This window comes from Enterobacter sp. C6 (genome assembly GCF_008122455.1).
Classification (GTDB): Bacteria; Pseudomonadota; Gammaproteobacteria; order Enterobacterales; family Enterobacteriaceae; genus Enterobacter; species Enterobacter pseudoroggenkampii.
This window is the reverse complement of record NZ_QPFW01000246.1, coordinates 1-21759: the sequence shown is the minus strand read 5'-3', so window position 1 is coordinate 21759 and position 21759 is coordinate 1. Positions and strand designations below refer to the sequence as shown.

Below are 21759 nucleotides of genomic sequence, written 5' to 3'. Positions count from 1 at the left end.
TGATTATTAGCAGCTAATGGATTAGTGATAGCAATGTTATTTCGCCGCTCAATGCTTTGTCTTGCAATATGTGCAGCCATTCAAACTTCTTCTGCGTTTGCAGAGGAAAAAAACGCTGCGCCAGCCTCTGGAAGCCAGGAGGTCGAATTCAACGATCAATTCCTGTTTAATACAGGAAGCAATATCGACGTTAGCCGCTTTTCCAGAGGCAACCCCGTTGTAGCGGGTACCTTTAAAACGCAAATTATTCTGAATGGTCAGAGAAAGTTGCTCACGGAGTTCACGTTTAAAGATAACGGTACACCGCGGGCTACGCCCTGCTTTACACCCAAGGTATTAATGCAGATTGGCATTAAAGCCGACGCCATTAAAACGCCATCCGATGAAAACGCCGATGACGAAAAAGCGGAAACCTGCATTGATATCAACCGCGCGCTCCAGGGCTCATCATGGGAATTTGACATGGGGAAACAGGAGCTGGCGCTTGTTGTCCCGCAGATCTTTATTGAACGTCGCCCTAACGGCTATGTCGACCCTTCCCTGTGGGAAGAGGGGATCAACGCGGGGATCGTCTCCTACGATCTCAACGCCTGGCACACCGATGGCAATGACGGTTCAAGCGACACAGCCTATGCGGGTCTGAAGTATGGCCTGAACCTGGGGCCATGGCGTCTGCGTTCGCGCGGCACGCTTAACTGGAATCAGGACGATGGTACAGACTACTCCAGCCAGGATATCTATTTACAGCGCGATATTACCCCGTTACGCGCCCAGTTGCTGATGGGCGACTCGTATACGCGCGGCGATACGTTTAACTCGTTCAGCCTGCGCGGCCTGCGCATGTACAACGATGACCGCATGTTGCCTGGCGGTATTTCCACTTATGCACCAACCATTCGTGGCGTCGCCAAAAGCAACGCCAAAGTGACGATTACCCAAAGCGGTAACAAAATTTATGAGAGCACCGTTCCGCCGGGTGCTTTCGAAATCAACGATCTGAGCACGACCGGTTACGGTAGCGATCTGGTGGTCACAATTGAAGAGTCAGACGGCAGCACCCGAACGTTTTCCGTTCCCTACTCCTCGGTAAGCCAACTGCTGCGTCCCGGCTACAGCCGCTGGGATATCGGCGCGGGTGAACTGCATGACAACGGCCTGCGCGATAAGCCACGTGTCGGCTACGCCACAGGCTATTATGGTCTGAGCAACGCTTTCACCGGCTATGCAGGCTTCCAGTATATGGACACTGGCTACGTGTCTGGCCTGCTGGGTATTGCCATGAATACCGGCATCGGCGCATTCGCGCTGGATGTCACCCATTCCAACGCCGATGTGGATGGTCTGGGCACGCTGACCGGGCAGAGTTACCGTCTCTCATGGAATAAGCTCATTGAGGATACCAGTACCTCCTTTAACGTTGCAGCCTACCGCTTCTCCACGGAGGACTACCTGACGCTGAACGACGCCGCTTCGCTGGCGGAAGATGTGAAATACCGCGACAGAGAGCGTAACCCGAACCATACCGGCGAAGATGTCTATAACAGCTTCCAGCGTATGAAAAACCAGATCCAGGTTAACATCAGTCAGCCACTCACCTCCGGAAAAGAGGACTACGGCTCACTGTATGTCACCGGCAGCTGGCAGGACTACTGGACAGAATCAGACTCAACTTCTCAATATTCCGTGGGTTATAACAACTCGTTCTGGCTGGGAAGCTACAGCATTTCGCTGCAGCGTAGCTATGATGAATACGGCGAGAAAGATGACAGCATCTATCTGAACCTGAACATCCCGCTGGAAAACCTGCTCGGGCGCAACAACCGCCCTGCCGGCTTCAATAGCGTCAACATGAGCGTGAACTCGGACTTCAAAAATAACACCGCGTACAACACCAGTGCGAACGGCAACACAGATGATTACCGCTTCAGCTACAGCGTCAATGCGGGCGTCACGCATTCAGAGACGGGCGATCTCAGTCAGATTGGCGGCTACGGCAGCTATAACAGCGCCTACGGCCCGCTCAGCCTGTCGGCCTCCGCCACTGACGACAACAGCCAGCAATACTCCCTGAGCTACAGCGGCGGGATGCTCATGCATTCCGGCGGCATTACGCTGGCACCGGGCAGTATCGGAGATACCGACACGCTGGCGCTGGTCAGCGCGCCGGGAGCAAAAGGCGCGCGCCTGTCCGTGGGTGACGGGGTGATCGGCAGCTCCGGCTACGCCATCATGCCTTACCTGTCTGCCTACCGTGAAAACACCGTTGGAATAGATATTTCGAAACTGGAATCCGACGTAGAGGTTAAAAACACCAGCACCGTCACCGTTCCGCGCAGCGGTTCGATTGTGCGCGTCGATTTCGAAACCGATCAGGGCCGCTCGCTGCTGCTCGATCTCCATCGCTCCGATAACGGTTTTATCCCGCTGGGTGCCGATGTCGTGAACGAAAAAGGGCTGTCCGTCGGCTCGGTGGGCCAAGCTGGACAAGCCTACGTTCGTGGCATTGAAGAGACCGGTACGCTGCGCGTGGTATGGGGCAATGAAGCCAATTCATCCTGTACCGTAACGTATCGCATCCTGCCATCCGCTCAGAAGGTCGGCCTGACGACCCTGCTGAACAATCAGATTTGCCATATGTAATACCTTTTTATAACAGGGAGTTATTTTAATGAAATATGCTAAGTCACTTTTGCGCCCCGGTGCGCTGCTGGCGCTGGCGCTGAGCTCACAGGCAATGGCGGCAGGTACAAACCTTGACATTACCTTTACCGCGGTGTTGCGTGAAACCACCTGCGATATGCAAATTGAAGGCGGTACCGGCGACAATCTGAACAATACCATTACGATTGGCGCGGCTGGTACAACGTCGCTGGCGGACATCGCCGCCGCCAATGACAAGGCAGCAACGAATTTTAAACTGAAAATTACCGAGTGTCCGGCCAGCCTCAGTGCGCTGAAAACCACTGTTACCGGTGATCCGTCAGGTAATACGCCTACGCAGATTAAAAACTCCGTGGCAAAGTCAAGCGGTGGTGCTGACTATACGGGCATCTCTATCGCACGCGCTTCTGCGCCGGACGCTCTGTTCGTTATCAACTCACAAACCGATAGCGAGCGTCTGGTCTGGACACCTGGTGAAATTAACGCCCACGAGGTTGCGCTGGTCGCCCAACTGCGGGAAACACGGGCAGGCTTAGGCACTACCGGAGCGTTCAGTGCGACTGCCACTTTTAACTTCACCTACGAATAAGCGAAAGGAAACGCAAACATGAAAACTAACTGGAATTCCGCATTCATTGCCCTGGCGGTGTCCGCTGGCCTCTGGTCTGCGGGGGCTAACGCCATTACCGGCACGCCAAGCGTATCGGCAACCTTCGTCACTACCGTCGGCGCAGGCACCTGCACCGCGCAGATCCAAAACGCGGGCGGCCAGCCAATCAGCACCCTGGCATTTGGCGACGTGTTTAAATCCGACCTCGTTGCCCAGACGCGTAGCGAACCGTTCAAAATCGTCTTTAGCGGTTGTGCCGGCGTGAAATCCGCCACCGTAGAAGCGACGGCAGGCGCAGGTGGAAACTGTTCCGGCGATGCTAAAACCGGCGATTCATTCGACGCCGGACATGCAACAGGCTTTGAAGTCTGGAAAGGTACGGCCGGAAACGGAACGCTGATGAGCTGTAATACCAAACCGGTACAAACCGTTACCATCAGCGGCGCAACAACCAATGTCGATATGGCGGCGCGCATTGTGATCGCCAGCGGTAAAGCCATTGCAGACGTGACAACCGGCGACGCCAGCGCTCCCGTTACCTTTGTTGTGACCTATCAGTAATTACGTGCAGGGGCAGTACCGCCATGATGAAAAAAACAAACCTTAACGTCCTGAGAAAGTTACTGATTCTGGCAGGACTCATAAGCGGAAGCTGGTCTGCCCCATGCCTGTCTGAAGAGACAGGTATGGATGTTACGTTTAATGCCAACATTGTTGACAATACCTGTCAGGTATCCATTCCCGACGGCGGGAAAGTTCACCTTCCAACGGTCGGCAAAAGTTGGTTTTACACCCCGGATGGTAGCACACGGTTACAACCCACGGACGCCGCAAGCGGAACGGTATTCAACGTCAGAGTAGAGGGTTGCTCTGGCGATCAGGAGGCAATCAACACCGTCATTTTCAGCTTCCAGCCGCAAACCCAGCAGTGGCCTGCTGGTTCGCGTCAGGTATTTATTAATGAAACCCCGTCGACTGCAGCAGGCGGAGACGGGGCAGAAAATACGGGCGTGGTTATTTTTTCAAAAGCGTTTAATACCAACGTGCTGGAATCTGACGGTTCCTCAAGAGTAGCAATAAGTGTTGATGCAGGGAGCCTGGCAAAAGATTACGCGTTCTATGCCCGCCTGCAGAACACGGGTCCGGTAACGGCAGGGAAAGTCACCAGCCGGGTCGTCGTGAATGCGACATATAACTGAATGAAACAGGGAGAATACGTTAATGCGTTTTAAAGGACTTTTAGCCGCCGCGCTGCTGCTGACGCAGGGGTATGCCTGGGGGGAATGCCATTTTGGTTCTCGCGGCGAAGGCGGCACCTCCACTATCGTCAATACCCAGGCCGGTGTGCCAGTCTACTTTCATCCGGTACCTCAGGGCCAGTTTCCCTCGGATGGGATAGAGATTGGCGGCCCTTACGAGGCCACCCTTTCTCCAGGGCTGTGGTCCGCATGTGATGCAGGTAATGACGGAGAATATATGTCCAACATTACCTATGACGCCATCGGCGGCGTTGACGGCGCCATGTGGGAGACCAACGTCCCCGGTATCTATTACGCGGTCAGGATTTACAGCCCATCCGGTAATGAAGGCGCATGGTTTCAGGCGACATTCGGACAGTGGGCAAATTTGTCAACAGACGCATCCACCCCGAAGCAAGACTGGAAAGCGCAGATAAAGCTGGTTCAGACAGCTGGATTTGTGGGTAACGTTAATAACGCCGCGTTCATCACGCCGAAGGAAGCGAAAAAAATTGGTGGGATGGCCATCGGAAACCATACTGACAGTGATAACCAGCCGTGGTGGTTCGAAGTAACCCCGTCGACGTTTAGCATCCCCATTGCCAGCGCCACCTGCCAGGCCATCACGGCGAACAACGGCACGAACAACGTGGATTTTGGTGAAATCATGTACTCCACCATGAGGGATGGTTATTATCCCTATAAAGAGTTCAATCTCGAGCTTAACTGTAGCAACGTGGTGGCAATTGAGTACAAAATGTCATCCAATAAGGTGAGCAGCGGTAGCCAGGACCCTCTGCTACTCAATACGCTCACCTCCAATGCGGCGGCAGGTATTGGGGTGGAAATTATACAGGAGTTTCATGCTAATCCGTCGGGCGGCACGCTCCCCTTTACCAATTCACCCGATTACATCTTTGTGCCCTTGCCTAACGCTGGCACCAGCGCAAGTAATGCGCTGCCGTTTTTGGCGTACTTGTATAAAGACGGCACGCCGCTAAAGGCAGGTAATTTTAGGGCTGTCGCCACCTTTACGATCAACTACCTGTAACTACCCCTGCGGCTGATTGCTGATCAGCCGCGACATCGTCTCCAGCGAATCCGTTCTTAAGATATACAGTCGCTTCAGTAAGAACGGATTATCCCCCGGTTTGACCTTCCCTCGTACCGTCGTCACCGCCAGATGAAACCCGGCGTCATTCGCAGCTTTAATCGCCTTATCGTCGTAGCCGCCGAACGGATACGAGAGGTAAAGCACGTGCGGGTTAAACTGCGCCAGATCCCGTCGCGAGCGCTTAAAATCAAATAAAATATTGTGGTAGCTGCGGCTCAGTAGAATGGGCTGATGGTTGTCGTCAACGCGGTGCAGGAAGTGCGTGTGGGACTGATAGTCGAAAACGTCATGCATCTGCTCCAGTTCCGACACGCTCATAAACTGCAGGGATTTCGGCGCCCATTTTTGCGGATGGCGCTTGATGCGCGAGGAGATAATAAACGCCGTCGCCTTAAAGCCATACGCTTTGAGGATCGGGTAAGCATAGCGGTTAACGGACTTCAGGCCGTCGTCGAAGGTAATTACCACCGATTTCGCCGGCAGGTTCATTTTGTTACGCACATACCCTTCCAGCTGGTACATCGTCAGTGTGGTATAGCCCTGATCGCGCAGCCAGGTCATCTGGTTGCTGAATGCCCGCACGCTGGTGGTCGTGGAGGTATGGCGGAAACGGGTGTTCTCCTCGTCGCGCAAAATATGGTGATAGGTAATGACCGGAATACCATTATCTTCCTGCGCGTCCAGGCTGCTGATCCACGCCAGGCGGTTGCCGATGCGGATCTGGAACCAGGTCTGATTCAGCCGGTCTTTAAGCTTGTTCAGGATCGGATAGCGCAGATTGCTGCTCAGGGTGCCGAAGGGTGCGCTACCGTTGTTCGGGGCATTATAAACGGGCGTGTCTTTCCACGTTATCAGGTTTTGATTGCTCAGCGGTTTATTTAGATCTCCCAGCCCATCCTCGACGCGCTGTTTACCCTGCACCGGCTCCAGGTGTCCCTTGTCGATAAATCCCGTGCCAAATCCGAAGCGGAATTCATAGTAGTCCGCCGCCGCAGGTACCACCGCAAGGATCTGCCCTGCCCGCACATTGCCGACGTTAATGACGCTGTTGCCGACCTGCGCCCAAATCGCCGCATCTTCGGTGGTTTGCATATATTGAGCAGGCATTCTTTGCTGACTTAATAAACTGGCAGAAGAAGTGCCGGACACGAACATCAACAACAGAAAAACAATACGCGTGAACATGAGGGGTCTTATTCGAAGCGGAAATACTTATGCCATTGTAGCAAAAGCGACATCAATACCAACGTTTAATTCTTATACAGATCATGGAGCAGGACGAAAGGAGGATTTTTTTGCTGCTGATGCCACAAGCTGCTGACGTCCGGCGCGCCCTGCTCGACGATAGCGTTACGGAACCCGGCACTGGTTAACGTTTGACGCTGCGGATACATCGCTTCAAGTAATGGAAGGCTGATGCCCGAGATCACCTCACAGCAATCATGCTTATGGCTCAGCAAAGCGGCTGCGCGGTAAGGCGCCGCGCCCGATTTATCGGTCAAAAAAATGACGCCATCACCGGTGTCCGTTTCATGCAGGGCATCGCACATCATGCGGCTCAGCATATTGGTGCTCAACCCGCGCCAGTAATTTACCGCCCGGCACTGTGCCAGCGGGCCAAATCTGGCTGCAAGCTTGTCCAGCATGTCCTGCGCCCGTTCATCGTGGCAGGTGATAACCCATCCCAGCATAACTCTCTCCTTAGCAGGCAAGTAGTTTAGCGGAGTGAAGGTTAGCTTTCGGTGATAACTGTCAAAGAAAGTGCCCGGCAGACAGAATGTCGCCGGGCTGAGGGCTAGCTGCGCAGACCGCGTCCGCGCTGGATCAGATACCAGCACAGCAGGTAGAAGGCGATGATGAACACCACCAGCACCGCCACCGTGGTAAACAGCGGCACGTCAGTGATACCGAGGAAGCCAAAGCGGAATCCGCTGATCATGTAGACAATCGGGTTCAGGTGCGACAGCGCCTGCCAGAACGGTGGCAGCAGCGTCAGGGAGTAGAACACCCCGCCAAGATAGGTCAGCGGCGTCAGCACGAAGGTCGGGATCAGGCTGATGTCGTCAAACGTTTTGGCGAACACGGCGTTCAGCAGACCGGCCAGCGAGAACAGGATCGCCGTCAGGAGCAGCGTCAGCGCGACGAACAGCCAGGAGTGCACCTGGAACGGCACGAAGAACAGCGAAATCGCCGTGACCAAGATCCCCACGCACAGCCCGCGCGCCACGCCGCCGCCGACATAGCCGGCGATAATGACGTGCGTCGGTACCGGCGCCACCAGCAGCTCTTCGATGTTGCGCTGGAACTTGGCGCTGAAGAATGACGACGCCACGTTGGCATAGGCGTTGGTGATCACCGCCATCATAATCAGGCCCGGCACGATAAACTGCATATAGGTAAAGCCGTGCATCTCACCAATCCGGGAACCAATCAGGTTACCGAAGATGATGAAATAGAGCGTCATCGTGATGACCGGCGGCACCAGGGTTTGCACCCAGATGCGCATGAAGCGGTTAATCTCTTTCGCCCAGATGCTTTTCAGCGCGACCCAGTAAAGATGCGTCATGCCTTGTCTCCTTGTTTATCCTGCACCAGAGAGACAAACAGCTCTTCCAGTCGATTCGCTTTGTTACGCATACTTAAGACCTGAATACCCTGCGCGCTCAGCTGTGAGAACACGCTGTTGATGCCCTGCTCGCGCAGCACTTCCACTTCCAGCGTCGAGGTATCGACAAGACGATACTGATACCCTTCCAGCTTCGGCAGCGGACTTTTTGCCGCCAGATCGAGAATGAAGGTTTCTGATTTCAGCTTGGAGAGCAGGTTCTTCATCGAGGTGTTTTCCACCAGCTCGCCGTGCTGAATGATGCCGATGTTGCGGCACAGCATTTCAGCCTCTTCAAGGTAGTGGGTGGTCAGAATAATGGTGGTTCCCTTGTCGTTGAGATCTTTCAGGAAGCCCCACATAGAACGACGCAGTTCAATATCGACGCCCGCCGTCGGTTCATCGAGGATCAGCAGCTTTGGCTCGTGCATCAGAGCGCGGGCAATCATCAGGCGGCGCTTCATCCCGCCGGACAACATCCGCGCGCGTTCGTTACGCTTTTCCCACAGGTCGAGCTGCTTGAGGTACTTTTCGCTCCGCTCCAGGGCCTCTTTACGCTCGACGCCGTAATAACCCGCCTGGTTAACAACGATCTGCTGCACCGTCTCAAACGGGTTGAAGTTGAACTCCTGCGGCACCAGACCCAGCTGGCGCTTGGCGTTCACCACATCTTTTTGCAGGTCGTAACCAAAGACGCTCACCCGGCCGGATGTTTTATTGACCAGTGAGCTGATAATCCCAATGGTGGTCGATTTCCCCGCCCCGTTCGGCCCCAGAAGCGCATAAAAATCACCGGCCTCTACTTTTAGATCTATTCCGCGCAGCGCCTGAACGCCGCCCGGATAGGTTTTTTTAAGCTGCTCAAGCTCCAGTGCAATTGCCATGAAATTAACTTACCTTCCGTTCTGACACACGTTGTGTGGTTTCATTAAAAGTCGGGTTACCCTATAGTAGCGCAACGCAATTACTCGGTTACAGGTCGCTAACCTCCATGAACAACATAGATACACTCATCAGCAACAATGCACTATGGTCAAAAATGCTGGTGGAGGAAGACCCCGGATTTTTTGGAAAACTCGCGCAGGCGCAAAACCCACGCTTTCTCTGGATTGGATGCTCCGACAGCCGCGTACCGGCGGAGCGCCTGACCGGCCTCGAGCCCGGCGAACTGTTTGTTCACCGCAACGTTGCCAACCTGGTGATTCACACCGATCTCAACTGTCTTTCTGTTGTTCAGTATGCCGTTGACGTTCTGCAAGTCGAGCACATCATCATTTGCGGCCACTACGGCTGCGGCGGCGTGCAGGCGGCGGTTGAAAACACGGAACTGGGGCTCATTGATAACTGGCTGCTGCACATCCGCGATATCTGGTTCAAACATAGCTCACTGCTGGGCGAAATGCCGCAGGAGCGTCGCATGGATACCCTGTGCGAACTCAACGTGATGGAGCAGGTGTATAACCTGGGCCACTCAACGATCATGCAATCGGCGTGGAAACGCGGGCAGAAGGTCTCGATCCACGGCTGGGCGTACGGCATTCACGACGGTCTGCTGCGCAATCTGGAAGTGACCGCCACCAACCGGGAAACGCTGGAGCAGCGTTACCGTTCGGGAATTGCCAACCTTCAGCTTAAGCATGTGAACCATAAATAAAGCCGGGGATTTTCTCCCTCTCCCTGTGGGAGAGGGCCGGGGTGAGGGCATCAGGCCGCAATTACTCGTCCAGCAATACCACTTTCCCAACATACGGCAGATGGCGATAGCGCTGCGCATAGTCAATGCCGTAACCGACGACGAACTCGTCCGGGATAGAGAAACCGACAAACTCTACCGGCACCTGCACTTCACGGCGGTCAGGCTTATCCAGCAGGGTGCAAATCGCCAGCGATTTTGGCTCACGCAGGCTCAGGATCTCGCGCACTTTTGACAGCGTGTTGCCGGAGTCGATGATGTCTTCCACGATCAACACATCTTTGCCACGAATATCTTCATCCAGATCTTTCAGGATTTTCACATCACGGGTGGTGGACATGCCGCTGCCGTAGCTGGAGGCGGTCATAAAATCGACCTCATGGGGCACATGCACTTCACGGCACAGGTCGGCCATGAACATGAAAGAGCCGCGCAACAGACCGACCAGCACCATTTCGCTGCCGCTGTCCTTGTAATGTTCGGTGATTTGACGACCCAGTTCGGCGATACGCGCTTTGATCTCGGCTTCCGGGATCATCACTTCAACAGTATGTTTCATATTACTAACCAAATGATTTTGATGAAAATCTCTCAATACGGATGAGTTAATATCCAGCACTGATACGCAAGCCAGCTATTATATCAGCAAATGGATAACCCTGGCGTATGAGTTATAAAAAGCAAATATTGTGATTCCGATCACACTTGTTAATACCTATAATTAGTTGCTAGCAAATTATTAACAAAAACTGACGAGTACACTTTCTATGGCTGAAACAAACTCTAAACAGCCGCGTCTACTGGTGACATTAACAGCGGCGTTCGCAGCCTTCTGCGCGCTGTATCTGTTAATCGGTGGCGTCTGGCTGGTCGCGATCGGCGGCTCCTGGTACTACCCGATTGCGGGCCTGGTTATGCTTGGCGTAACCGTCCTGCTCTGGCGTAGAAAACAATCTGCACTGTGGCTGTATGCCGCACTCCTTCTTGCCACCATGATCTGGGGCGTCTGGGAAGTCGGCTTTGACTTCTGGGCGCTGACGCCGCGCAGCGACATCCTGGTCTTCTTCGGTATCTGGCTGATCCTGCCGTTCGTGTGGCGTCGCCTGATTGTGCCTTCCAGCGGTGCTGTGGCGGGCCTGGTTGTTGCCCTGCTGATTACCGGCGGCATTCTGACCTGGGCCGGTTTTAACGACCCGCAGGAGATCAACGGTACGCTGAACGCAGAATCGACGCCTGCGGCGGCTATCTCGCAGGTGGCGGACGGCGACTGGCCTGCCTATGGTCGTAATCAGGAAGGCCAGCGTTACTCTCCGCTGAAGCAGATCAACGCGGACAACGTTAAGAACCTGAAAGAAGCCTGGGTATTCCGTACCGGCGACCTGAAGATGCCGAACGATCCGGGTGAACTGACCAACGAAGTGACGCCAATTAAAGTCGGCGATATGCTTTATCTGTGTACGGCGCACCAGCGTCTGTTCGCGCTCGACGCGGCCACCGGTAAAGAGAAATGGCACTTCGATCCGCAGCTGAACTCCAACCCGTCCTTCCAGCACGTGACCTGCCGCGGCGTCTCTTATCACGAAGCGCGCGCCGATAACGCGAGCCCGGAAGTGGTTGCCGACTGTCCACGCCGCATCATGCTGCCGGTCAACGATGGTCGTCTGTTCGCCATCAATGCCGAAACGGGCAAGCTGTGTGAAACCTTTGCCAACAAAGGTATCCTGAATCTGCAGACCAATATGCCGGACACCACGCCGGGTCTGTACGAGCCAACCTCGCCGCCCATCATCACCGATAAAACCATCGTGATTGCCGGTTCGGTAACGGATAACTTCTCCACGCGTGAAACCTCCGGCGTTATCCGCGGTTTCGACGTGAATACCGGTAAACTGCTGTGGGCCTTCGACCCGGGCGCGAAAGATCCAAACGCGATCCCGTCAGACGAGCACACCTTTACCTTTAACTCGCCAAACTCCTGGGCCCCGGCTGCGTATGACGCGAAGCTGGACCTGGTCTACCTGCCGATGGGCGTTACTACGCCAGATATCTGGGGCGGTAACCGCACGCCGGAGCAGGAACGTTATGCCAGCGCTATCGTGGCGCTGAACGCGACCACCGGTAAGCTGGCCTGGAGCTATCAGACCGTACACCACGATCTGTGGGATATGGATATGCCGTCCCAGCCGACGCTGGCGGACATTACCGTTGACGGCAAAACCGTTCCGGTGATTTACGCCCCGGCCAAGACCGGCAACATCTTCGTTCTGGATCGCAGCAACGGCAAGCTGGTTGTGCCGGCACCGGAAAAACCGGTTCCGCAGGGCGCGGCGAAAGGCGATTACGTTAGCAAAACCCAGCCGTTCTCCGATCTGAGCTTCCGTCCGAAGAAAGACCTCAGCGGGGCAGACATGTGGGGTGCCACCATGTTTGACCAGCTGGTGTGCCGCGTGATGTTCCATCAGCTGCGCTATGAAGGCATCTTCACGCCGCCTTCTGAGCAGGGCACGCTGGTCTTCCCGGGTAACCTGGGGATGTTCGAGTGGGGCGGGATCTCCGTTGACCCGAACCGTCAGGTCGCGATTGCCAACCCAATGGCGCTGCCGTTCGTTTCCCGTCTGATCCCACGCGGTCCGGGCAACCCAATGGAGCAGCCGAAAGACGCGAAAGGGAGCGGTACCGAAGCCGGTATTCAGCCGCAGTATGGCGTACCGTTCGGCGTAACGCTGAACCCGTTCCTGTCACCATTTGGTCTGCCGTGTAAACAGCCTGCCTGGGGTTATATCTCCGGCCTGGATCTGAAAACCAATCAGATCGTGTGGAAAAAACGTATTGGTACCCCGCAGGACAGCATGCCGTTCCCGATGCCGGTTCCGGTGCCGTTCAATATGGGTATGCCAATGCTGGGTGGCCCAATTTCCACCGCCGGTAACGTGCTGTTCATCGCGGCAACCGCAGATAACTACCTGCGCGCGTACAACATGACCAACGGTGAGAAACTGTGGCAAGGCCGTCTGCCGGCTGGCGGACAGGCTACCCCGATGACCTATGAAGTGAATGGCAAGCAGTACGTTGTCATCTCCGCGGGCGGTCACGGTTCGTTTGGCACGAAGATGGGCGACTATATTGTCGCGTATGCACTGCCTGACGAAAACAAGTAACTGAAAAGCCCGGTGGCGCTACGCTTACCGGGCCTACGGGTGCCTTATGTAGGCCGGGTAAGGCGAAGCCGCCACCCGGCTTTTTTTATACGGTAAAGCCCAGCATCATCCCCGTATCTTCATGCTCCAGCAGATGGCAGTGCGCCATATAGGCAAACTCCTTCGGCGCATCGTGGTCAAACTTCACCAGCACCTCGCTGACGCCGCCTTCCACTCTCACCGTATCTTTCCAGCCCGCGCGATGCGCATCCGGCGCTTTACCGTTTTCTGAGAGAATGCGGAACTGCGTACCGTGAATGTGGAACGGATGCAGCATCATGTCCCCTTCGCCCGAAATCACCCAGCGCTCAAACTGACCCTTTGTCGCAGCAAACATCGGCGTGTTCATGTCGAACGCTTTGCCGTTAATCATATTGGCGTTGTGGAAATCAAAGCCATGGTCGCCGTGATCCATGTTCCCCATGCCGCCCATTTTGCCGTGGTCCATATTCATATGACCCATCATCTGCCCGTGATGCATCCCCGCCATCGCCTTATCGCCATATTTCGCCATCAGCGCCTGCATGCCCATCATATCGAGCATCGGGTTCATGGAGAGCTGCAGCTTACGCTGCGTAAGCCCATCAAGCGACGGGAGTGCTGGCAGAGTGGTTAACGTATCAGGCAGCGTGCCGGAAGCGGTCACCAGTAACGGCTGAATACGCAGCACCGGATGCGGCTTGTCAAACGGCGCGACCGCCATCCCCATCTGGCTAACCGGCAGGGTCACAAGATCAAACGCCTTGCCGTCGCTGATATCCACCAGCACCTCAAAGCGTTCTCCCATCAGCATCGGCAGTTCGCTTACTTTTTCCGGCTCCGGCAGAAGTCCACCGTCGCTTGCCACTACGTACAGCGGACGCTTATCGCTGGTGGCGAAGTTGAGTGAACGCGCGTTACAGCCGTTCAGCAGACGCAGGCGCAGCCAGCCTTTCGGCGCGGCATGCTGAGGATAAATGGCGCCGTTGGTCAACAGCGTGTCGCCAAACCAGCCTACCGCCGCGCTCATCACGTCCAGCTGGTAGTCAATTTGCCCGTCCGCGGTGAATTTCTTGTCCTGCACAATCACCGGCACGTCGTCGATGCCCCACTGTTTCGGCAGGCGCAGCAGGCGACTCTCGTCGTCTTCAATCAGCACCAGTCCCGCCAGCCCCATCGCCACCTGATGGCCCGTTTTGCCATGCTGATGCGGATGGAACCAGCAGGTTGCCGCGCGCTGGTCGGGCGTAAAGGTGACGCTGCGCGTGCCGCCCGCTTTGATGACGCCCTGCGGCCCGCCGTCTACCTCACCCGGCACTTCCAGCCCGTGCCAGTGCAGCGTCGTCTCTTCGGCAAGCGTGTTGTGGATATCCACCGTCACCGCTTTCCCTTTGCGCAGCTGTAGCGCCGGGCCGAGCAGATTGCCGTTATAGCCCCAGGTCGTCGCGTTGTCCGCACCGAACAGCGTGTTGCCGGACTGAACAACAAGTTTGATACGGCTACGGGCATCCGCGGTCAGCAAGTCAGGGATGGGTAAGGCAGGCCTGTCAGCCGCGAAAACCGCGCGGCTCCAGAGAGGCAATGCGCTGGCAGCACCCAGCGCCACGGAATATTTTAAAAAATCACGACGTTGCATGTTCATTTCCTTATTTCCAGCAGGCGATCTTTTGAGCATAAACCCTCCCCTTACCGGAAGGTCAAGTCAAGCGGCAATAATAAAGATCGTCGCACTGGCATCAAGTATGCTAACGTTAATTTTCCGTGAAGAAGTGGTAGAAGCAATGAAGACGTTTTTCAGGACAATTTTGTTCGGTAGCCTGATGGCAATGTGTGCGAACAGCTATGCGCTAAGTGAAAATGAAGCGGAAGATATGGCCGATTTAACGGCGGTTTTTGTATTCCTGAAAAATGATTGCGGCTACCAGAATTTACCCAACGGGCAAATTCGCCGCGCGCTGGTTTTTTTTGCCCAGCAGAACCAGTGGGATCTCAGCAACTACGACAGCTTCGACATGAAGGCGCTCGGTGAAGACAGCTACCGCGACCTAAGCGGTATTGGTATTCCCACTGCCAAAAAATGCAAAGCGCTGGCTCGCGACTCACTCAGCCTGCTCGCCTACGTCAAATAACCTTCCCGACGCCCCCTGTTGAACCTCTGACCGTGCAACCGCGGTTAGAGTTAGCTATCATGTTTCGCTCATTTTTGTGAGCGTAACGGATGTTTACACAGGAGGAGTTCGCTATGGCCGACCACACGTTGTGGCATGAAACCTTGCATGACCAGTTTGGTCAGTACTTTGCCGTTGATAACGTGCTCTATCATGAGAAAACCGATCACCAGGATCTGATCATCTTCGAGAATGCTGCCTTTGGCCGCGTGATGGCGCTGGACGGCGTCGTGCAAACTACCGAGCGAGATGAGTTTATCTATCATGAGATGATGACCCACGTCCCGCTGCTGGCGCACGGCCACGCGAAGCATGTTCTGATTATCGGCGGTGGCGACGGCGCAATGCTGCGTGAAGTTTCCCGCCATCGTTCCATTGAAACCATCACCATGGTGGAAATCGATGCGGGCGTCGTCTCTTTCTGCCGCCAGTACCTGCCCAACCACAATGCCGGCAGCTACGACGATCCGCGCTTTAGCCTGGTGATTGACGACGGCGTTAACTTCGTTAACCAGACCTCGCAGACCTTTGACGTGATCATCTCCGACTGCACCGACCCTATCGGCCCCGGCGCGTCACTGTTTACCTCCTCCTTCTACGAGGGCTGCAAGCGCTGCCTGAACCCGGGCGGGATCTTCGTCGCCCAAAATGGCGTCTGCTTCCTGCAGCAGGATGAAGCGCTGGATAGCCATCGTAAGCTCAGCACCTATTTCGATGATGTCAGCTTCTATCAGGCCGCTATTCCGACGTACTACGGCGGGATCATGACCTTTGCCTGGGCGACGGATAACGACGTATTACGTCATCTCTCCACCGAAATTATTCAGGCCCGCTTCCACCAGGCCGGTCTTCAGTGCCGATACTACAATCCGGCTATTCATACCGCAGCGTTTGCTCTGCCGCAGTACCTGCAAGACGCATTATCCACTAAGGGGGTGAACTAATTGAAAAAGCTTAAACTGCATGGCTTTAACAACCTGACGAAAAGCCTGAGTTTTTGTATTTACGATATCTGCTATGCCAAAACAGCGGAAGAACGCGATGGTTACATCGCCTATATCGACGAACTCTACAACGCCAACCGTCTGACCGAGATCCTGTCAGAAACCTGTTCCATTATCGGCGCCAACATCCTGAACATCGCCCGACAGGATTATGAACCCCAGGGCGCCAGCGTGACCATCCTGGTCAGCGAAGAGCCGGTCGATCCCAAGCTTATCGATAAAACAGAACATCCGGGCCCGCTGCCGGAAGTGGTTGTTGCCCACCTGGATAAAAGCCATATCTGCGTCCATACCTACCCGGAGAGTCACCCGGAAGGTGGGCTGTGTACGTTCCGCGCCGATATTGAAGTGTCGACCTGCGGCGTGATTTCCCCGCTCAACGCGCTGAACTATCTCATCCATCAGCTGGAATCGGATATCGTCACGATTGATTACCGCGTGCGCGGTTTTACTCGTGATATCAACGGCATGAAGCACTTCATTGACCACGAAATCAACTCTATTCAGAACTTCATGTCCGAAGACATGAAATCGCTGTACGACATGATGGACGTGAACGTGTATCAGGAAAACATCTTCCATACCAAGATGTTACTTAAGGAATTCGACCTTAAGCACTATATGTTCCACACGAAGCCGGAAGATTTGAGCGAAGAAGAGCGTAAGGCGATTACCGACCTGCTCTGGAAAGAGATGCGCGAGATCTACTACGGCCGTAATATTCCGGCCGTGTAAGTGTTGCCCGGAGCAGGGACGCTTCGGGAAGTTACCGCTGTTTCATAAACTCGCGGTAGGCATTCACCACCTGAAGGAAGTCTTCTACGCCGCACATCGACAGGCTCTCTTCGTCGTAGTAGCTCATCCCCTCTTCCATCTCGTCACCTGAAAACTCGAGCTGGTTGGCGCGCACCATGACCTCTTCACCGTCCATCCACAGCGTGTATTCATGACCGGCGCGCTGCCAGGAGCGTTCACTGCCTTTCACCGTATTTGCCGCCTGTTCAACCTCATCAAGAAGTGCGAGATTTTCTTTCACCTCTTCGTTAAACCAGTGTCCAACGGCTTCGTGGCCCATCGACATACGCACTTTCACCACTCCGGTGATGTCGCGCAGAAATTCGTAATCCATAGTGTTTTCCTCTGCAAAGCCATTAAGGTAATTATCGCAGCAGCGAGGAAGAAAAAAAGCGTGAGAGGTGGGAGGAATGAAAATAAAAAGGTGAGAGCAAGACCCTGCGGCCTGATGCCCTCACCCCGTCCCTCTCCCGTGGGAGAGGGTGCAAACACTAAAAACCGTCTCGTAGAGACGGTTTTGCTGTTTATACCGCCGTCTGGAAGATAACCCCGTCAGCCTTCTCGGTATACTGAGAGAGCTGGTCGAAGTTCAGGTAGCGATAGGTATCCACCGCGGTCTTATCCACCTGAGCCACAAAGGTCTGGTACTCTTCCGGCGTTGGCAGTTTGCCAATCAGCGCCGCAACCGCCGCCAGCTCCGCAGAGGCCAGGAAGACGTTCGCACCGGTACCTAAACGGTTCGGGAAGTTACGGGTAGAGGTGGAAACCACCGTCGCACCGTCGGCTACGCGCGCCTGGTTGCCCATGCACAGGGAGCAGCCAGGAATTTCGATACGCGCACCGCTCTTACCAAACACGCTGTAGTAGCCCTCTTCGGTCAGCTGAGCCGCATCCATACGGGTTGGCGGCGCCACCCACAGACGGGTTGGCAGCTGGCCTTTGTGGGTATCCAGCAGCTTGCCGGCCGCACGGAAGTGGCCGATGTTGGTCATGCAGGATCCGATGAACACTTCGTCGATCTTCTCGCCCTGAACCTCAGACAGCGGACGCGCGTCGTCCGGATCGTTCGGTGCACACAGGATTGGCTCTTTGATATCCGCCAGATCGATGTCGATCACCGCCGCGTACTCTGCATCAGCATCAGCTTCCAGCAGCTGCGGATCGGCCAGCCATTTCTCCATGCCCTGGATACGACGCTCCAGCGTACGACGGTCGCCGTAGCCTTCTGCGATCATCCACTTCAGCAGCACGATGTTAGAGTTCAGATACTCAATAATCGGCTCTTTGTTCAGCTTGATGGTACAGCCCGCAGCTGAACGCTCAGCGGAGGCATCGGTCAGCTCGAACGCCTGCTCAACCTTCAGATCCGGCAGACCTTCGATTTCCAGGATACGGCCAGAGAAGATGTTTTTCTTCCCTTTCTTCTCAACGGTCAGCAGACCCTGTTTAATCGCATACAGCGGGATCGCGTGAACCAGGTCGCGCAGGGTGATACCCGGCTGCATTTTACCCTTGAAGCGCACCAGCACCGATTCCGGCATATCCAGCGGCATCACGCCCGTCGCCGCAGCAAACGCCACCAGACCGGAGCCCGCCGGGAAAGAGATACCGATTGGGAAACGGGTATGGGAGTCACCGCCGGTACCCACGGTATCCGGCAGCAGCATGCGGTTCAGCCAGGAGTGAATTACGCCGTCGCCCGGACGCAGGGAAACGCCGCCGCGGTTCATGATGAAGTCTGGCAGCGTGTGGTGCGTGGTCACGTCAACCGGCTTCGGATACGCCGCCGTGTGGCAGAAGGACTGCATCACCAGGTCAGAAGAGAAGCCCAGGCACGCCAGGTCTTTCAGTTCGTCACGGGTCATTGGGCCAGTGGTGTCCTGAGAACCTACGGAGGTCATCTTCGGCTCGCAGTATGCGCCAGGACGAACACCGGCGACGCCGCAGGCGCGACCGACCATTTTCTGCGCCAGAGAGTAACCGCGATTGCTTTCCGCCACGTCTTTCGCGTGACGGAATACATCACTGTGCGGCAGACCCAGCGCTTCACGCGCTTTGGTGGTCAGGCCACGGCCGATGATCAGCGGAATACGGCCACCGGCACGCACTTCGTCGATCAGCACGTCGGTTTTCAGCTCAAAGCTCGCCAGCAGCTCGTTGGTTTCATGGTTACGCACTTCACCTTTGTACGGGTAAACGTCAATCACGTCGCCCATATTCAGGTTAGAAACATCCACTTCGATCGGCAGGGCGCCCGCATCTTCCATGGTGTTGAAGAAGATCGGTGCAATTTTGCCGCCAAGGCACAGGCCGCCGCCGCGTTTGTTTGGCACATGAGGGATGTCATCACCCATGAACCACAGCACGGAGTTAGTGGCGGACTTACGGGAAGAACCGGTACCTACAACGTCACCCACGTAGGCCAGCGGGAACCCTTTTTTCTGCAGGGCTTCGATCTGTTTGATCGGGCCAACGCTGCCAGGCTGATCCGGCTCAATGCCTTCACGGGCGTTTTTCAGCATTGCCAGGGCGTGCAGAGGAATATCCGGGCGAGACCACGCGTCCGGTGCCGGAGAGAGGTCATCGGTGTTGGTTTCACCGGTCACTTTAAAGACGGTAACGGTGATTTTTTCAGCCAGCGCAGGACGGTTCAGGAACCATTCGGCATCCGCCCAGGACTGCATCACCTGCTTCGCATAGACGTTGCCTGCTTTGGCTTTTTCTTCTACATCGTAGAAGTTATCGAACATCAGCAGCGTGGAAGAGAGCGCTTTAGCGGCAATCGGTGCCAGCTTGTCGTTATCCAGCGCGTCAATCAGCGGATGTATGTTGTAACCACCCTGCATGGTGCCGAGCAGTTCAATGGCTTTTTCAGGAGTAACCAGTGGGGAGGTGGCTTCGCCTTTGGCGATAGCAGCAAGGAATCCGGCTTTTACGTAGGCAGCTTCATCTACGCCAGGCGGTACGCGGTTGATCAGCAGATCTAACAGGAATTCTTCTTCGCCCTTAGGCGGGTTCTTCAGCAGCTCGACGAGCGCGGCCATTTGGGTTGCATCTAAAGGTTTGGGTACAATTCCCTCGGCGGCACGTTCTGCTACGTGCTTACGGTATTCTTCTAGCACGACGGTTCTCCTCGCTCTCATTGTCATATGCGGCGGGCGTTCTCTTCACGCTCCTGTGAGACAGCAGTTTGTAGGGTAAATGCCCGATACCGCGTCGGGCAGCATAGCAGGATTTCTGCACAGTGTTAATCCGTTTACAAAAAAGCAACATTAAAAAATTTGCTGAATCGTTAAGCATGGTGTAGCGGGGAGACAAGACGAATTTTGGGTACAAAAAAACCGCCTGATAGCGGTTTATTTGTTGCCTTGCGATGGTAGCACACCGTGTTGGCAGATTTGCGGCAACCCCAACGCAATGAATTTTGCATCACGCCCCGCTGGCTTGCAAGCCATTATGTCAATTTTGCGTAGCGCCTTCCTGTTTCGAATGAAAATTCGTTTCACTTCATTTTTCGCCTTCAGAATGACTACTGAGTCGATTACTCTTCCTCTCGGCCTGCTTCGCTGGTGTAGCAACCAGTCACCGGGCCCGGGAGCAGTTCCGTAACCTACGCGGCAATCCCAACTTGCCTGGTTCTGCCTTTCCCGGTGAAGAATGAACCCGCGTAGCCTTTACAGGAACGCACGCAATGGAGATGCGAATCACTGCGCTGATCGTTGTGACCGGTTTACTGCTAACCGCGCTGCACGGTGGCTGGAACATATCCGACATCACGGTGCTGTTTGTCGTCAACCTCGGCAACTAGCTGCTGGCCGCTCGTAAGAGCGGCCTTCTGAATTCCCTTCGGTTTTTCCCGCATCGCATATAATTGTGTAATAAATACTCACAATCTTTATCCGGACGTACCGGACGCTTCCCAATAAAAGTCAAAACAGTAAAAGACGGGTGAATAATACTCACGCCAACCGTAACGCCTCACGGCACAGCGCTTGTCTCGTTGGAGTCATTTTATGAAGTTGCCCTTTAAGCCACATCTGCTCGTCCTTCTGTGCAGTGCCGGGCTGCTTGCCGCCTCAGGCGTCATGTTTGTCAAAAGTCGTGCAACGGAACCCGTTGCGCCGGCCCCCGTCGCACAACAACCAGCGGCACCGGCGGTACCGGTAGCACCAACGCCCGCCCCTGTCGCCGCACCAACCTATACTGCCGCGCAAATCGATCAGTGGGTTGCCCCCATCGCGCTCTACCCGGATGCCCTGCTGTCGCAAATCCTGATGGCCTCGACTTACCCGGCCAACGTGATCCAGGCGGCGCAGTGGTCAAAAGACAACCCTAAAATGGAAGGGGACGCCGCGATTCAGGCCGTTGCCAGCCAGCCCTGGGATCCCAGCGTAAAATCGCTGGTCGCGTTTCCTCAGCTCATGTCCCTGATGGGTGAAAACCCGCCGTGGGTACAAAATCTGGGCGATGCGTTTCTCGCGCAGCCGAAGGACGTAATGGATTCCGTTCAACGCCTGCGCGCGCTGGCACAGAAGACCGGCGCTTTACAATCCACGCCTCAGCAGACGGTCACCACCGTGACAAAACCGGCACCAGCGAAAACCAGCACCACCGAGACAACGACAACCACAGCAGCAACGCCCGCGCCGGCCCCAACGGTAATCAAAATTGAATCTGCCGATCCGCAGGTTGTTT

At 55.2% G+C, this 21759-nt stretch carries 19 protein-coding genes; 11 read left to right on the top strand and 8 right to left on the bottom strand.

The window, feature by feature from the left end; translation table 11 throughout:
- Positions 1-33 precede the first annotated feature (33 nt).
- Genes DOU50_RS19720 through DOU50_RS19700 form a run of 5 tightly spaced genes read left to right on the top strand, consistent with a single transcriptional unit; the run spans position 34 to position 5560 of the window.
- Positions 34-2640 carry an outer membrane usher protein gene (locus DOU50_RS19720; protein WP_148769991.1) on the top strand — a complete coding sequence of 869 codons (2607 nt, stop codon included), beginning with the start codon at positions 34-36 and terminating at the stop codon, positions 2638-2640.
- 28 nt (positions 2641-2668) lie between these two features.
- Positions 2669-3250 (top strand): fimbrial protein, encoded by a 582-nt coding sequence (locus DOU50_RS19715; protein ID WP_148769989.1) that lies wholly within the window; start codon positions 2669-2671, stop codon positions 3248-3250.
- A gap of 18 nt (positions 3251-3268) precedes the next feature.
- Positions 3269-3832 carry a fimbrial protein gene (locus DOU50_RS19710; RefSeq protein WP_148769987.1) on the top strand — a complete coding sequence of 188 codons (564 nt, stop codon included), beginning with the start codon at positions 3269-3271 and terminating at the stop codon, positions 3830-3832.
- A 23-nt stretch (positions 3833-3855) separates the two neighbouring features.
- Complete coding sequence (locus DOU50_RS19705; RefSeq protein ID WP_228117540.1) at positions 3856-4470, top strand: fimbrial-like protein; 615 nt, start codon at positions 3856-3858, stop codon at positions 4468-4470.
- A 22-nt stretch (positions 4471-4492) separates the two neighbouring features.
- Positions 4493-5560, top strand: a complete 1068-nt coding sequence (locus DOU50_RS19700; protein ID WP_148769985.1) for a fimbrial protein — start codon at positions 4493-4495, stop codon at positions 5558-5560.
- Here the strand turns inward: DOU50_RS19700 and DOU50_RS19695 are convergent, their stop codons facing one another.
- From DOU50_RS19695 to DOU50_RS19680, 4 genes are all read right to left on the bottom strand, one after another.
- Complete coding sequence (locus DOU50_RS19695) at positions 5561-6808, bottom strand: polysaccharide deacetylase family protein (RefSeq protein ID WP_061715956.1); 1248 nt, start codon at positions 6806-6808, stop codon at positions 5561-5563. It lies immediately after the preceding gene.
- 65 nt (positions 6809-6873) lie between these two features.
- On the bottom strand, positions 6874-7314 hold the full coding sequence (locus DOU50_RS19690) for a PTS sugar transporter subunit IIA (RefSeq protein ID WP_032649773.1): 441 nt from the start codon (positions 7312-7314) through the stop codon (positions 6874-6876).
- A 104-nt stretch (positions 7315-7418) separates the two neighbouring features.
- Positions 7419-8189, bottom strand: coding sequence for an ABC transporter permease (locus tag DOU50_RS19685; protein ID WP_023334536.1), 771 nt, complete (start codon positions 8187-8189; stop codon positions 7419-7421).
- On the bottom strand, positions 8186-9112 hold the full coding sequence (locus DOU50_RS19680; RefSeq protein WP_008501946.1) for an ABC transporter ATP-binding protein: 927 nt from the start codon (positions 9110-9112) through the stop codon (positions 8186-8188). The genes DOU50_RS19685 and DOU50_RS19680 overlap by 4 nt, the downstream gene beginning before the upstream one ends.
- A 107-nt stretch (positions 9113-9219) precedes the next feature.
- On the opposite strand from DOU50_RS19680, the gene can reads away from it, so the two are divergent.
- Positions 9220-9882, top strand: a complete 663-nt coding sequence (can, locus tag DOU50_RS19675) for a carbonate dehydratase (protein WP_008501947.1) — start codon at positions 9220-9222, stop codon at positions 9880-9882.
- 61 nt (positions 9883-9943) lie between these two features.
- Here can and hpt read toward each other — a convergent pair whose 3' ends face one another.
- A complete protein-coding gene (gene hpt / locus DOU50_RS19670) occupies positions 9944-10480 on the bottom strand; it encodes a hypoxanthine phosphoribosyltransferase (RefSeq protein WP_008501948.1) in 537 nt (178 codons plus the stop codon).
- Between the two features lie 208 nt (positions 10481-10688).
- Between hpt and DOU50_RS19665 the strand changes: the two genes are divergently transcribed.
- Entirely contained in the window at positions 10689-13079 is a 2391-nt protein-coding gene (locus DOU50_RS19665) for a glucose/quinate/shikimate family membrane-bound PQQ-dependent dehydrogenase (protein WP_148769982.1), read from the top strand.
- A gap of 85 nt (positions 13080-13164) precedes the next feature.
- On the opposite strand, the gene cueO is transcribed toward DOU50_RS19665, so the two are convergent.
- Positions 13165-14733, bottom strand: coding sequence for a multicopper oxidase CueO (gene cueO / locus DOU50_RS19660; RefSeq protein WP_148769980.1), 1569 nt, complete (start codon positions 14731-14733; stop codon positions 13165-13167).
- A 145-nt stretch (positions 14734-14878) separates the two neighbouring features.
- Between cueO and DOU50_RS19655 the strand changes: the two genes are divergently transcribed.
- From DOU50_RS19655 to speD, 3 genes are all read left to right on the top strand, one after another.
- Positions 14879-15226, top strand: a complete 348-nt coding sequence (locus tag DOU50_RS19655; RefSeq protein ID WP_014882582.1) for a YacC family pilotin-like protein — start codon at positions 14879-14881, stop codon at positions 15224-15226.
- Between the two features lie 113 nt (positions 15227-15339).
- Positions 15340-16209, top strand: a complete 870-nt coding sequence (gene speE / locus DOU50_RS19650) for a polyamine aminopropyltransferase (RefSeq protein ID WP_148769978.1) — start codon at positions 15340-15342, stop codon at positions 16207-16209.
- Positions 16210-17004, top strand: a complete 795-nt coding sequence (speD, locus tag DOU50_RS19645) for an adenosylmethionine decarboxylase (protein ID WP_032649781.1) — start codon at positions 16210-16212, stop codon at positions 17002-17004.
- 31 nt (positions 17005-17035) lie between these two features.
- Here speD and yacL read toward each other — a convergent pair whose 3' ends face one another.
- Positions 17036-17398, bottom strand: a complete 363-nt coding sequence (gene yacL, locus DOU50_RS19640; RefSeq protein ID WP_032649783.1) for a protein YacL — start codon at positions 17396-17398, stop codon at positions 17036-17038.
- Positions 17399-17588: 190 nt separating this feature from the next.
- Complete coding sequence (acnB, locus tag DOU50_RS19635) at positions 17589-20186, bottom strand: bifunctional aconitate hydratase 2/2-methylisocitrate dehydratase (protein WP_032645211.1); 2598 nt, start codon at positions 20184-20186, stop codon at positions 17589-17591.
- 891 nt (positions 20187-21077) lie between these two features.
- Here acnB and DOU50_RS19630 point away from each other — a divergent pair.
- A partial coding sequence (locus DOU50_RS19630; RefSeq protein ID WP_148769976.1) for a DUF3300 domain-containing protein occupies positions 21078-21759 on the top strand: 682 nt, incomplete at its 3' end.